We start from the raw sequence: 12384 nt of genomic DNA on the forward strand, positions 1-12384 counted from the left end.
TGCCGTCAAGCGGTCCCGAATGGCCACATTGTTGTCGGAGCAGACTTGAAGACGAGATTGTTGCTGACGAGTGGCAGATTAGAGCCAGGCGCGGCGTGTCTCACGCTCGGAACTGTCGCCGCTGCAGAATCTTCGTGTCGTCGACGGAGATGGTCGCCTTGTCGCCGCGCCTGCAGATGCGCGCCCCGCACAGTCCCACCGCTCTGGTTGGAGCCCCCGTCGCGAGACATCATGGCCTTTGATTTCCTTGCGCTGACCGCCCTTATTTGTGCTGAGTGCACCGGCCGTTAACGGTTGGTTTAGTTCCCGGCATGATCATTGGTGACCACAAGGGACCCGAGCATGCAATTGTACCATGCGAATACCTTGGAGAGGATCGAAACGGCCGCGGATCACGACACCGTCGAGCTCGCGATGTGGCCTGTCACTCTTGACCGATTGGATTTCTCGACGTCCGATCGAGATGAGGTCCTGGCGCTCCTTCGGCAAGGCAATTGTTCAAAAGGCACTCTTTCGGTCGTCTTGGTCGCGTTGGCTGGCGGCATTGGACTGGGTTGGGCTGGTGCTTTGTTCGCTCCTGCAGCGATCTCGGCTCTCAATCCAATTGCTTCGATGGAAGCGGCTTCGCGCCGCATGCCGAGCATTAAGCCAGTCAGCAAGGTCGAAAGCACCCGAAAGACGGCATCAGCATCAAGCTCGCGAACGCCGCCTGGTTTTGGTGGATCCTCCACGTTCACCTCAAGCCTTGGCCCGAAGCCTCTGGCCAAGGCACCGAGTGTTGCGCAACTGGCGGATGTTCTCGAGCCGGACATGTCGATAACAGGCTCGGTCCAGCCTACGGGGCTCCTCCTGCCGGTCCCCGAGACAAGGCCGACGACTATTGTGGGATGGGCAGTCCTCGATGTTCGCGCCGGAACGGCCGTGCTCGAAGGGCCCGATGGGATTCGAATGGCAGCACGGGGCGATGAAGTCCCGGGCATCGGGCGAATCGACTCTATCGTGCGCTGGGGCAATCGTTGGATAGTTGCTACGGCAAGTGGGTTGATCTCGACGCCGTAGGCGTGAAGGCTTGCAACGAAAAGCATGACATAAATTCGGCCGCCACTCACCAAGTCCGAAGCGGCTATCTCATTCCGGGCGGCCAGTTCTTCGACTGCCGAACTCATCCTGTTGCGGAATGTGCAGCGGCGGGCTCGCGATACAATTGCAGCGCGCCCGCGAAGCTGCGGGCACGCATTGTCAGTCATAGCAGGAGCGCTCAGTAAGCGAGCATTGGATACCAGTCGGTGCCGCGGCCTTCTGGCGTGGTATCGAGAATGGTCCAAAGCGGATCCATGTCGGGCGCGCCGCGTGGATCCTGTTGCGGGTCGGCCATCGTGCCGCTCATCTCACCCGACCAGAAAAGCTCAAGCGCTTGCTTGTGATGTTCACGAAAGGAAGCAGTTTCAATCGGTTAAGCGCAGCGACGTCGCCATGAAGGGCGATGGTCCAAGACCCTGAGGTCCTGACCCACGTGGGCCCTCCCAGTGACGGCCCGAATGTCTGCCAATGATGCCCGGTCTGTCGGCTCAGCGGGCCAGCCGCTTGATGGTCTTGGTCGCTCGGTTGGGGCCATGCCATCCAAGAAACTTCAGCTCCTTGTTTTCCAACGCGTTCGTCGCACGAAAGAACTGTTCAAGATCATCGCGCGCACGGGAAGGGAGATCGCGGATATCCTTGAGATTGGTTTCGAGCGGTGATCGGTCGGGCACAGCAAAAATGCGATCGTTTCGCTCCGACTTGCCCTTCTTCTTCTGCTCGACTTCGAGAATGCCAACCGGACGGCAGCGCAGCACGACGCCCGGATAAGTTTGCGCGTCATGTAGGATCAGCACGTCCAGCGGGTCGCCGTCCTCAGCCTTGGTCGAAGGAATGAAGCCCCAATCGTACGGATAGGTCAGGCCCGCCATAAGCGGCTTCGCCAGGGCAAAGACACCGAGCTTGGGATCGAAATCGAGCTTGCACGAGCTGCCGCGCGGCGTCTCGACGACAGCAAAGATATTGTCTTTGTCAACCCAGCTCGGCAGTTTTGTCAGATTGGTCATGGCGACAGTCGCCTACGTATTGGGGCACCGAGAGGAAACGGGTCTGGCGCAATCATCCGCCAGACCCGCAGATGGCAATCAGGCAGCGGTGGAGGCCTTCTTGTTGACGCCTTTGCGCAACGCCACCGTGTTGAGCTTGGTGTTCGCCGCCTTCTCTTCGTTCAGGTTCGTGTTCAGAAAACGCACGATATCGTCGTGTCCGAGCTCCTCAGCCCAGGCGATCAGTGTGCCATAGCGGCAGATCTCGTAATGTTCGACGGCCTGCGCGTTGGCGACGATCGCTGCATCAAGTACCGCCTTGTCTTCGATCTCGCCAGCCGTCTCATCCGCTTCCTTGATGATGCCATCGATGGCCGGACATTGCGTGCCGCTCGGCGACTGGCCCAATTTCTCAAAGGCCTTTTCGAGACGCTCGACCTGCTTGTTCGTCTCTTCGTCGGCCAGTTTGCGATCAAGAGCGCGTTTCTGCTGGGCGCCGAACGCGTGATCGCGATCGATACGGTACCCGAGCGCCTGACGCTCGCCATGCAGTCCGGCGCCACGACGCTGGATTTCATGAAGGAAGATGTCTACGAACGCATCCGGCAGCTCACGCAGGGCCGCGGTGCCGGTGCCTGCATCGACGCGGTCGGCACCGAGCCCGAGACCATGGCAAGCAAGGATTCCGTGATGGATCGCATCCAGGTGGCGACCTTCATGGGCACCGACCGGCCGCATGTTTTGCGGCAGGCGATCCAATGCTGCCGCAACTTCGGCACCGTCTCGATCGTCGGTGTGTATGGCGGCATGCTCGACAATATCCCAATGGGCAGCGCCAAGATCCGGTCGTACCCGGAAAGCCATCTCGTCGAACTCGAGGACGCCCAGCGGCCGGCGCGCGTCACCCATCGGGAGGAAGCTATGTCGTGCTTGTGCCGCGCGCGCAGCCGACGAGCATTGCGAACGGAACGGCCCATGTCGCCGAAGCGTGCCCGATCAGAACCATCGTCATAACGGCCTGCGTGAATATCATGCCGACCTCCGGAGCGCGGCGGCCCAAGGCCGCCGCCGCGTCGACACCCCGCCGGGCGGCGGGTCGTCGTCTTCGCCGTCGAGCCGCCGCAGCGCGGCGAGGATGTCGGCGAGCCGGATGGCGTGGCTCATGCCAGGTACCTCGCGCAAGGCGGGAAAGGACTCAACGGCGAACATATCAGACGCCCAGGACGACAGGATGATCCGCTTCTCCGGCGCGGAAAGCTCCGGATCGTTCAGGACGTCTTCCGGAGACGCATAGTGCGCCGCCGGATGGAAGAGGGGCTTGAGATTGCCTGCGTTCGTGCCGGCTTTGGTCATCGATGTCTCCCTTTACGCTCCTTCCTCGGAGGTGTTTCGGTGAGTTCGGGTGGCGGCGACCGCCGCCCGGGTCTTTACTGCGACTTGATCGCGATGCGCTTGACGCCCGCGCGCGGATTTTCGGACCTTGGTACCGAGATCGTCAGGACGCCGTCCTTGAACGAGGCCTCGGCCTTGTCCTCCTCGACGTCCTCGAGGACTATCTGCCGCTGGAAGGAGCCGTAGTAACGCTCGGTGAAGTATCTGCCTTCGTCCTTGCGCTCGCTCTTCTTCTCGCCGCGGATGGTCAGCACCCCGTTCGCGATTTCGATCTGGACATCCTTCTCCGTCATGCCCGGGAGCTCGGCCGAGATCGTCAGCCCCTTGTCGGTCTCGCTGAGCTCGATCTTCGGCCAACTGGATTGCCGCTCCATGAGTGGCGACGGGCTTGCGCCCCCGAAGCCGCGGAAGACATCGTCGAAGAGCCGGTTCATTTCGCGGTGAAGCGTCATGAACGGGTCGTGGGTGCCGCGCGCCGGCGCAAGCTCTTGGTTTCTGGACCAGGGAATGAGATCACGAACTGCCATGGTTCTTCTCCTTCGTTGCATGAGCCAGGGAGCGCGGCCGGGCTTGCGCGCGCCGCGCTCCGCCGTCGAACCCTGACCGGCGTCAGGCCGCCTTCTTCTGTTCGATCTGCGAGGCGAGAGAGGCGCCGCTTCCGATCTGGATCCGGCGCGGTTTCATCGCTTCCGGCACCTCGCGGACCAGATCGATGATCAGCAGTCCGTCACGGAAGGCAGCCTCCTTCACCTGGACGTAGTCGGCCAGGTTGAACACGCGCCGGAACGGTCGCGCAGCGATGCCCTGGTACAGGTACTCGCCGGCCATCCTCTCGGGCTTCCTGCCCTCGATGATCAGCGCGTTCTGCTCGGCGGTCACAGCGATGTCGTCGGCGCCGAACCCGGCGACGGCGAGCGAGATCCGGTAGTGGTCCTCGCTGGTGCGCTCGATGTTGTAAGGGGGATAGTGGTCTTCGCTCGGCTGGCGCAGCGTGCTGTCGACGAGGTCGGCCAGGTGGTCGAAGCCGATGGTGGAGCGCCACAGGGGCGCGAAGTCGAAGGTGGTCCTCATGTCCAAGTCCTCCAAAGAGCAAGTTGGATACAAGGAGCGCACGGCAGGAGTCAGAGCGGGTCTGGTACCCGGCCGGCGCCCGCGCCGGACCCATGAAGGCGCCCGGCACACCGCTCTCGCGGCGAAAAATCACTTAGAAAAACGACAAGCCGTTTCAAGAGGTCGAAGTCAAAAAATTTTGCGACATCCGGCCATCGCGCGTCGCCTCCCGCCTGCGATTTCCAAAAGGACTTGCAGATGCGCGGCGACAGGCCTTGACAGCAAATCGCGGCCCAATATTTTTTCGCCGGGAATTCTCTTTCCCGGCTTTCTTAACACCGAAAAGGACCTTAACGACCGTCAGGAGTGACGACGATGCTCGATGAAGATCTGGCCCGCATCCGCGCGCACCGCAACAACATCCACCGCTACCGGCGATTGCTTCGCACGAAGCTATCGGAGCTTGAACGTCAATTTATCGAACGCCGCCTCGCCGAGGAGAAGGCTTCGCTCGAATCCCTTGCAACGAAAACCTTCCCCGTCGCGTTCACGGTGCCGCACGGCCCGGTTGGCTCCGTAGAAGCGAGGGCCGAGCTATGAGCGACCTTCGCGACCTCCTCATCCGCGGCAGCGAAAAGGTCATCGGACACTATCGTCTCCTGCTGGCGAGCGCCAAAACCGAGGCCGAGCGCCAGCTCTACCGAAGCCGGATCGAGCGCGAGCAGCGGCTACTGGACGAGTTGCACGGCGGATTCCCGGATCAGTCCGCTGCATATGGCTTGGGGCACGTACAGGCTGCGTAACGGGCTTCTTAAAGGTCCTCTCAGTCCTTCGAAGAACGGGTGCCGGACCTTTCCTCGGCCGATTTGGCCCGGTACTCGATCTCCGCGAGCAGCTTCGGCTCGACCCAGATGCCCTTGTGCGCGATGCGCTTGGCAAGGGCTGCGTTTTCCGGATCAGCGGCTTCAGCCGTTTCTACAGTCGGCGGCGGAGGATTTGTCGAAGCCGTGGTCCACCTTGTCGGCATAGACGAGGTCGCCGCCCCTGCGCCGGGGCGAGATTCATGACTGGAGGATCATATGGCGACAGCAAAGAAGACGGCACGCGGACGCAAACAGGACCGCGCCCGCGTGGCCGGCGGGCAGGACTACGAGGTGCGCTACGAGTCGAAGAAGACCGGCCGCTCCGCCTCGGCGGTCAACAAGGCCATCAAGAAGGTCGGCAGTTCGCGGAAGAAGGTGGAGAAGTGTCTCGGTCGCTGAAGTCGCGTGCTATTCGGGCGGGCACTCGGGACAGACGTCGCCGATCGAGTCCAGCACGTCGCGGACCTCGGCGACAGCTACCGCCATAGAGATATCCGCTGGCGGATCGCGACGCGCGACGTCGAAAGCGCGATCGCGGGCGTGCGGGTCGGCGCGGTCCTGCATCCAGCCGTGCTTGTCGCACTCCTGGATGGCGCCGGCCTCCTGCAGTACGCCTATTGCCCAGCCCCGCAGCGTCCGGATCGCCGGCCGTCTTTCCTTCGTCATCAGCATCGAGATCGCTCCTGCCTGGACGAATCCTCCCGCCCGCCTGCTCGTTCCGGGCGGTTAGCACGGATCAGGGATTCGCAATCGGCAGGGCTAGGGCTTGTCCACCTGTTCCGCAGCGCCTGTGCAGAACGTTAAGTTCCTGGCGCGGGGTCTTCTTTCACGCCGCGGGCGACGATCCGCAGCGCGCCGTCCGGAAGCGGTCGCTGCAGCTTCAAGGCTTCCTCCGCAGGGGCCGTCATCCAGGTCTCGACTTCATCTGGCGTTGTCAGGATCACCGGCATCGCCTTGGGGTGGATGGCGCCGACCTCGGCGTTGGGCTCCGTCGTGAGGAACGCGTAGAGGTCGTTGGTCGTCTCGCCTTCCTTGACCTTCCGGACGGACGTCCAGTTGGTCCAGATACCGGCGAAGCAGGCGAGGGGACGTGTCTCATCGAGCGCGAACCAGATATCACCGCCCTCGGCCTTGTTGAACTCGCTGAACGAGTTGAACGGCACCACGCAGCGATTTTCGGTCCCCAGCCATCGCGTCCAGTGCTTGCTCTTCACATTGCGGATGTTGGTCGTGCCGCCGTCCGGCTCCATGCGTAGCAATCCCTTGAAATCCACTGCCTTGCCCTTGGCCTGCAGCTTCTCGGCTCGCTTCTTCGTGGCGTCCATCAGCGCCTTTGACGACGACGGCATTCCCCATCGCGCCGTAGCGAGCTCGCGGCCCTCCACTCCGTTGCGCACGATCGGTGCCTTGTAGTCGGGAAAAGCCCCCGGCATCGGCGCCAGATTTCCAACGTATCGGTTGACAACGCGGAACAGCGCGTTGATCGCGGCTTGATTGGTCGTGATCGAATAAAGATTGCACATCAGTCAGGATTCGGCTCGAGGGTGGCGCGGCTGCCAGGTCAACTGTAGCAGAGTCGCGGATGGACGCCGGCCGGCCTTGGCACATTTGCGACAGCGCAGCCGGCTGGCGAGATCGTGCACGAAGGAGGTCGGCGGGTGCTTCATCGCGGCCAGGTCGACATCGCTCGGCGTCTTGCAGCGCGCGCACCTGATCTCCAGCCAGGGGAAGCCTCCATTTACGGCCTGATCGATGGTCGGCGACGGATCGATCGGTTCGCCGTCACTCCACATCCGCTCGTTCCAGCTTTCGCAAAGCAGCCTGTCGGCTTGCTGGATCATCGCCCCGCCTTTGGCCCGCATCTCCGCCGATTGGGTCGCCAGCATGCTGGCCATCGCGCGTGCCTTGCCGAGCTCTTTCGCCAGAGCCTTGCGATCGCCGCCCGACAGCTGGGGTGATACTTCGGGGCCATCCAGACATCCAGGCGCAAAGAGATCGGATCGGCAAATCCAGAGCGGCTACGGCGTCTCGAACGCTGGCCAGCACCCGTCTTCTTCATGCCTGCCGGTGCGCTGCTGGCAGGTGTTGTCGAGCAACCGCTGCGCCACGTCCTTCCAGACTGCGTGGGCGCCATACAAGCGGACGGCATCGGCCGTCTGGATTTCCACGGTCCGTTCGCAGCGGCGGCAGGAGACGCGCAGCACGTGGCGCTGAATTTCGGAGAGACGTCGCTGCCGGACCTGAGTGCCGGTCGTGCCGGCGCGAGGGTCTCTGAGGACCGATTCCCAGTATCCGGCCGGAAGCGGCGCATCCGGAGCCCCAGTGGAGGGGCTTGGCCTACGGGCGGCTTCAGCGGCCAGCTTTTCCATCTGCTTCGGGGTCGGCATGCGCCAGCTCGCGGGTCGATCGGTCATGCCTGAATTAGAACATAACAAGAACAAAAGTCGAGTCCGACTAAGGCAGCCGCTGAGAAAAAAGTCCTCTTATGGGACGGCTCGCGATGTCGGAACCAAGCCGGTTGGTTCGTCTTGAATCCGGCATCAGTAATGGAGTTCCCTGCGATGGCCCCCCGCGCCAACTGGAAAGGCTTCCTGCGTCTTTCCCTCGTCACCTGTCCGGTTGCGCTCTATCCGGCCACGTCGGAATCCGAAAAGGTATCTTTCAACCAGCTGAACCGAAAGACTGGCCATCGGATCAAGTACGCCAAGGTCGACGCCGACACCGGCGAGGAGGTCGACAACGAGGACATCGTCAAGGGCTACAAGGTTGATACGGATACCTTCATCGAGGTGACCAAGGAAGAGCTTGAGAACGTCGCGCTGGAATCGACGCGAACCATCGAGATCGACGAGTTCGTCGACCGCAGCGAGATCGATCCGCGATATCTCATTCGCCCCTACTACCTGCGTCCGGACGGTAAAGTCGGGCATGATGCCTTCGCCGTTATCCGGGAAACCATCCGCGAGATGAACAAGGTCGCAATCGGCCGTGTGGTGCTGACAAATCGCGAGCACGTCATCGCGCTCGAGCCGCTCGACAAGGGGCTGATGGGCACGCTGCTGCGCTATCCCTACGAAGTCCGTTCCGCGGATGAGTATTTCGATGACATTCAGGATGTCAAAGTTACCAAGGACATGCTTGATCTCGCCAAGCACATCGTCAATCAGAAGGCGGGCCATTTCGAGCCGGACAAGTTCGAAGACCAGTACGAAACCGCCCTCATTGATCTCATTAACGCGAAGCGCGCAGGCAAGCCGATCAGAGCGAAAGAGCGTCCTCGGGGCGAGAATGTCGTCGATCTGATGGACGCGCTGCGCAAGAGCATCGGACGAGACGCGACTGGCCCAACGGAGGCGCCGAAGAAGCCGGCCAAGAAGCCGCGCAAGGCGACCGCCGGGCAGAAGGAAATGCTGATGCCGATCACCGGCAAAAAAACGGCGAAGGAGGGCGCGGCCAAGAAGCCGGCTGCAAAGCCGCAGCGAAAGTCGGCCTAGCCTATCGTGAAGCACCGGTCACGCCAGACGGTCACTCCTTCGTCATCCGCGCAGGCTCTGGCGGATGGTAAATCCCATCTCGACGAGGTCGCGTGAGACTATCGCGCTGACCGGCAGAAAGGCGACAGCCGCGAGGCCGAACCAACGGCGCATAGAGCCGTCAACCTCGCGATTTGCAATGAGAGGGGACACTTTGCGCGTTGCAGGCCGCGCCACTGCGGAAGTTTATCAAGTTGCGTGATTTGCGCTGGGGAGAGTGTTTGGGCAGCGTAGTCTTTCAGTCTAATCAGTTCGGTTTTGGGGGCTTCGGCCAGAGAGGCGATCCATTGGGGGCGAGACGCAGCTATGGGTGCAGTGCACCGTCCGCAAAGTTTAACATGCTTGAATCCCCAAGCGGGCGAAACCGCGCTAGGATTAGATTTTCCCTTAGGGGGGGCAGCTTATGTTCGACACGGCAACCACCGCGCTTTTGCGCGCGGTTCTCGATGAAGTCTGTGAAAGCGTCTCGCACCGCGAGATCGGCGCACGCACCCACGTCGCGTCGAAAATCCTAGAGGCTGCCACGAGAGGCGAGATCTCTCCCGAAGGTCTCAAACAAGTTGGACGCGACGCCCTCTCGCATGCGCCGACGATGTGGCGCTGATCGCGGGGGCGGGCGTGAACTTCCAAGTCACCGTCCTGAAGATTTTGGTAGCTTATCCGGACGGCTTTGCCGTGATGGAGGATCTCAAGAGGGATATGGCTATCCTGGCGACGAGTGGTCGCGACTGGGCGGACCGGACCAGGCGCCTCGCGGCCAGAGTGCCCGACCTCGACATCTTCTCACAAGGATTGGTCGAACGGATAAGCGGAGGATGGAAGATCACGTCCAAAGGACGGGCGTTGCTCGAATTGATAGAAGCGCGGCCAACGGCCTTGGATAGGGCTGAGGCGCCTCCAGTTCTGGAGACGAGTGCGACCTCGCCGGCGCCTGTTCCTCCGCTGCGGCAGCCCGCCGATCGTGCCAAGCGACGGCGCGAAAGACGTGAACGTCGGCGCGAGGCGCGCGAACGGGCGAGAGCAAACGCCTCTTGAGGTAGCGCCTGAGGGAAGAAAAATCCGCCAAATGGGAGCAGCGGTTTGATAGTCCCGGACTGTCGATTTGCCTCCCCAGCCCCAATCGTACCGCCGTTACCTTGTTTGCGGCCATGCCGGCCCCGATCTACTCAGGACGGCGACTGAGCACGGATCCTTCTACCGAGCCGGCGAGCGATAATATAGCGAGGAAATGGAGGCCGAACCCGCGCGGGAGAACTGGCCGGGTTCCTTTTGAGAGGGCGTTGCGCGGTCGGTGAGGCTGTATAGCTACTTCAGACAATCGCCATAAAGTTCACTGACATGCTCCCCACAGTCAATCTTCACGAAGGCCGTAATGTCCCAGTACTCACTCGATGTATTGCGTCAGCGCTATGTCGTCGGGAAAAGACCGCTCGAGGCCAGCGTCGAGCAGATCTTGCGGGCCGACACCCGCGCCGGAGCGCGTGCCATCCTGGCTTCAATCGATAAACGCCGCTTCGAAAATAGGTCGGAAGGGCAGCGCCTCCGCAAGATGCTCCGCTTCGAGACCTCTCTGTGGGAAACAGGCCATCATGCCGTGGCAGGCGTGGATGAGGCCGGAATGAGCCCTCTCGCCGGGCCGGTCTCCGCTGGCGCCGTGATCCTGAAACCGGGCACGCGGATCGTCGGAATCGACGACTCGAAAAAACTCGACGCCGCGGCTCGCGAAGAACTCGCGAAGGAGATCAAGGAAAAGGCGGAGTGTTGGTCTGTGGCGTTCGTCGAGGTCGAGGAGATCGACGCGATCAACATCTATTGGGCGGGCATTCAGGCTATGCAGCGTGCGGTCCGAGGGCTAGGCTTGACGCCGCAGCACTTGCTGATCGATGCGAAGCGGTTGAAGGAAATCGATATTTCTCAGCAGGCCATCATCAAAGGCGACGCCAAGTCCGCCAGCATCGCGGCCGCCTCCATCCTCGCGAAAGTCGAGCGCGACGCCGTCATGCGGACGCTCGACGTGCGACACCCCGGCTATGGCTTCGCGGATCACAAGGGCTACCCGGTGCCGGCTCATTATGAAGCGCTCGCCAGACTCGGCGCATGCGCAGCGCACCGGCGTTCGTTCGGACCGGTACGTAAGGCTCTCGGGTTGCCGCCCTTGCCGCCATGGCCTTCGGCATCTGAGCGCGACGCCGGCTGAACAGGTCTACACTTCGTCTCGGCGGCGCTATTTTCGCGACCACTTCTTTTCGCGTACGACGTCCTTCGCGTTTTTGTCGGACCGCAGGCCGAGATAGACCGGCTGGCGCAGCTCGCCGTTGCTGGTCCACTCCGCGAACTTCACTTCTGCGACCAACGCAGGACGCACCCAGGTCGTGACCTGCTCATCCTTCACCTTGGCAGGGAACGGTGACCTGGCGGTTTTGAGCTTCATGAGCTTGCCGTGAAGCTCTTCGAGAACTTGGTGGCTGAAGCCGGTGCCGACGTGGCCTATGTACCGCCATGCATCCCCTTCGCGTACCGCGAGGACGAGAGCGCCGAAGAAAGGCCGGGTTCGCCTCGGCGCCGTGAAGCCGGCGATCACGACCTCTTGCCGCTGCGCGGTCTTCACCTTCAGCCAGTCGGCGGTCCGGCGTCCGGACGCGTACGGGCTATCGGCGCGCTTGGCCATGATGCCTTCGAGATGTCTCAGCTCTGCTTCTGCGAAGAACTTCGTTCCCTTGCCTTTGCGGTGGTTGCTGAACGCGACGAGCTTGTGGCGCGGAAGGATGGCCTTGAGCCGCTTCTTGCGCTCGAGGAGCGGCAGCGCACGCAGGTCCTCGCCGTCCGCGAACATGAGGTCGAACGCGCAGTACAAGAGCTTGGCCTCATGGCGCAGCGCGTTTTGAAGCAACTGGAAATGCGAGACGCCGTCCTTTCCGATCGCGACGAGCTCCCCGTCGATCACGGCATCGTCCTTCATGTCCTCCAGCGCTTTGGCGATCTCGATATAGCTGCGGCTGATGATCTTGCCATTTCGGCTGTAGAGCGCAACCTTGCCTCGCCGGATTTCCGCGACCATGCGGAAACCATCGAATTTGTCCTCGAAGACCCAATTGGGATCATCGAACGGTGAATCGGTCAGCGTGGCCAGCATGGGCTGCAGGCGACGAGGCAGGGTCGATTTTCGGGCCATGGCCGGAGGATGGACGAGAGAGGGGAAGGAACGAGTAGGATGCATCGCGGGTTCCGTGCGACGAGTGAAGCTCAGCCAACATTCGGGATGACCGATCCCAAAATTCCCAAGTCCTGGCAGACGAAAACGTGCCTGCCGCGTCCGCCCCACGCTTGCCTTGGTACTCTTCCTCCGATCGGGGCCGTCATCGTGGCTTGCTCTATTTTTGCTAGGCGGTGCGCCATTTTGTCCTCCGCCAGACGACGCCGGACGTGCCGCAGGTCGGCACGCTGTTTGGGCCAGGGCGAGGGGAGCCCGCGACCTCTGGTTTC

17 protein-coding genes and 4 pseudogenes are annotated in these 12384 nt (G+C 61.9%); 9 read left to right on the forward strand and 12 right to left on the reverse strand.

Annotation, left to right across the window (positions count from 1 at the left end; translation table 11 throughout):
• The first annotated feature begins 342 nt into the window (after positions 1-342).
• Positions 343-1059: a hypothetical protein gene (locus XH79_RS09830; protein ID WP_271581551.1), complete on the forward strand. Its 717-nt coding sequence runs from the start codon at positions 343-345 to the stop codon at positions 1057-1059.
• Positions 1060-1258: 199 nt separating this feature from the next.
• On the opposite strand, the pseudogene XH79_RS09835 reads toward XH79_RS09830, so the two are convergent.
• The 3 genes and pseudogenes from XH79_RS09835 to XH79_RS09845 all read right to left on the reverse strand — a co-directional run.
• Positions 1259-1402 (reverse strand): annotated as a pseudogene (locus XH79_RS09835) (DUF899 domain-containing protein); the annotation flags it as partial.
• A 166-nt stretch (positions 1403-1568) separates the two neighbouring features.
• Positions 1569-2084, reverse strand: a complete 516-nt coding sequence (locus tag XH79_RS09840; protein WP_271581552.1) for an inorganic diphosphatase — start codon at positions 2082-2084, stop codon at positions 1569-1571.
• A 78-nt stretch (positions 2085-2162) separates the two neighbouring features.
• The gene (locus tag XH79_RS09845) at positions 2163-2636 is read right to left on the reverse strand and encodes a DUF892 family protein (RefSeq protein ID WP_442869944.1); all 474 of its coding nucleotides are present in this window, start codon (positions 2634-2636) and stop codon (positions 2163-2165) included.
• Between XH79_RS09845 and XH79_RS09850 the strand changes: the two are divergent.
• Positions 2520-2900 (forward strand): annotated as a pseudogene (locus XH79_RS09850) (zinc-binding dehydrogenase); the annotation flags it as partial. The gene XH79_RS09845 and the pseudogene XH79_RS09850 overlap by 117 nt on opposite strands.
• Positions 2901-3092: 192 nt before the next feature.
• On the opposite strand, the gene XH79_RS09855 reads toward XH79_RS09850, so the two are convergent.
• The 3 genes from XH79_RS09855 to XH79_RS09865 all read right to left on the reverse strand — a co-directional run bounded on the left by XH79_RS09855 (position 3093) and on the right by XH79_RS09865 (position 4526).
• Entirely contained in the window at positions 3093-3416 is a 324-nt protein-coding gene (locus XH79_RS09855; RefSeq protein WP_271581553.1) for a hypothetical protein, read from the reverse strand.
• A 74-nt stretch (positions 3417-3490) separates the two neighbouring features.
• A complete protein-coding gene (locus tag XH79_RS09860; RefSeq protein WP_271581554.1) occupies positions 3491-3982 on the reverse strand; it encodes an Hsp20/alpha crystallin family protein in 492 nt (163 codons plus the stop codon).
• An 82-nt stretch (positions 3983-4064) separates the two neighbouring features.
• Positions 4065-4526: an Hsp20 family protein gene (locus XH79_RS09865; RefSeq protein WP_271581555.1), complete on the reverse strand. Its 462-nt coding sequence runs from the start codon at positions 4524-4526 to the stop codon at positions 4065-4067.
• A gap of 354 nt (positions 4527-4880) precedes the next feature.
• Here XH79_RS09865 and XH79_RS09870 point away from each other — a divergent pair, with 354 nt between their 5' ends.
• Positions 4881-5105: a hypothetical protein gene (locus XH79_RS09870; RefSeq protein ID WP_271581556.1), complete on the forward strand. Its 225-nt coding sequence runs from the start codon at positions 4881-4883 to the stop codon at positions 5103-5105.
• Entirely contained in the window at positions 5102-5308 is a 207-nt protein-coding gene (locus tag XH79_RS09875) for a hypothetical protein (protein WP_271581557.1), read from the forward strand. The genes XH79_RS09870 and XH79_RS09875 overlap by 4 nt, the downstream gene beginning before the upstream one ends.
• 9 nt (positions 5309-5317) lie before the next feature.
• Here the strand turns inward: XH79_RS09875 and XH79_RS09880 are convergent.
• Positions 5318-5557, reverse strand: a pseudogene (locus tag XH79_RS09880) (ATP dependent DNA ligase); the annotation flags it as partial.
• A gap of 27 nt (positions 5558-5584) precedes the next feature.
• On the opposite strand from XH79_RS09880, the gene XH79_RS09885 reads away from it, so the two are divergent.
• Entirely contained in the window at positions 5585-5767 is a 183-nt protein-coding gene (locus XH79_RS09885) for a DUF3606 domain-containing protein (RefSeq protein WP_271581558.1), read from the forward strand.
• 9 nt (positions 5768-5776) lie between these two features.
• On the opposite strand, the gene XH79_RS09890 is transcribed toward XH79_RS09885, so the two are convergent.
• From XH79_RS09890 to XH79_RS09905, 4 genes and pseudogenes are all read right to left on the reverse strand, one after another.
• Positions 5777-6040 carry a hypothetical protein gene (locus tag XH79_RS09890; RefSeq protein WP_271581559.1) on the reverse strand — a complete coding sequence of 88 codons (264 nt, stop codon included), beginning with the start codon at positions 6038-6040 and terminating at the stop codon, positions 5777-5779.
• A 128-nt stretch (positions 6041-6168) separates the two neighbouring features.
• Positions 6169-6891, reverse strand: coding sequence for an SOS response-associated peptidase (locus XH79_RS09895; protein ID WP_271581560.1), 723 nt, complete (start codon positions 6889-6891; stop codon positions 6169-6171).
• A gap of 3 nt (positions 6892-6894) precedes the next feature.
• A pseudogene (locus tag XH79_RS09900) lies at positions 6895-7340 on the reverse strand (hypothetical protein).
• A gap of 46 nt (positions 7341-7386) precedes the next feature.
• Positions 7387-7782, reverse strand: a complete 396-nt coding sequence (locus XH79_RS09905; protein WP_271581561.1) for a hypothetical protein — start codon at positions 7780-7782, stop codon at positions 7387-7389.
• A gap of 147 nt (positions 7783-7929) precedes the next feature.
• On the opposite strand from XH79_RS09905, the gene ku reads away from it, so the two are divergent.
• The 4 genes from ku to XH79_RS09925 all read left to right on the forward strand — a co-directional run bounded on the left by ku (position 7930) and on the right by XH79_RS09925 (position 11098).
• Positions 7930-8862 carry a non-homologous end joining protein Ku gene (gene ku / locus XH79_RS09910; protein ID WP_271581562.1) on the forward strand — a complete coding sequence of 311 codons (933 nt, stop codon included), beginning with the start codon at positions 7930-7932 and terminating at the stop codon, positions 8860-8862.
• Positions 8863-9304: 442 nt separating this feature from the next.
• Positions 9305-9505, forward strand: coding sequence for a hypothetical protein (locus tag XH79_RS09915; protein WP_128931706.1), 201 nt, complete (start codon positions 9305-9307; stop codon positions 9503-9505).
• A gap of 14 nt (positions 9506-9519) precedes the next feature.
• Positions 9520-9936, forward strand: a complete 417-nt coding sequence (locus tag XH79_RS09920) for a hypothetical protein (protein WP_271581611.1) — start codon at positions 9520-9522, stop codon at positions 9934-9936.
• Positions 9937-10273: 337 nt separating this feature from the next.
• On the forward strand, positions 10274-11098 hold the full coding sequence (locus XH79_RS09925; protein ID WP_271581563.1) for a ribonuclease HII: 825 nt from the start codon (positions 10274-10276) through the stop codon (positions 11096-11098).
• A 27-nt stretch (positions 11099-11125) separates the two neighbouring features.
• Here XH79_RS09925 and ligD read toward each other — a convergent pair whose 3' ends face one another.
• Positions 11126-12073, reverse strand: a complete 948-nt coding sequence (gene ligD / locus XH79_RS09930) for a non-homologous end-joining DNA ligase (protein ID WP_271581612.1) — start codon at positions 12071-12073, stop codon at positions 11126-11128.
• Between the last annotated feature and the right edge of the window lie 311 nt (positions 12074-12384).

The sequence above is a fragment of the Bradyrhizobium sp. CCBAU 45389 genome (assembly GCF_028128625.1).
GTDB lineage: Bacteria > Pseudomonadota > Alphaproteobacteria > Rhizobiales > Xanthobacteraceae > Bradyrhizobium > Bradyrhizobium liaoningense_B.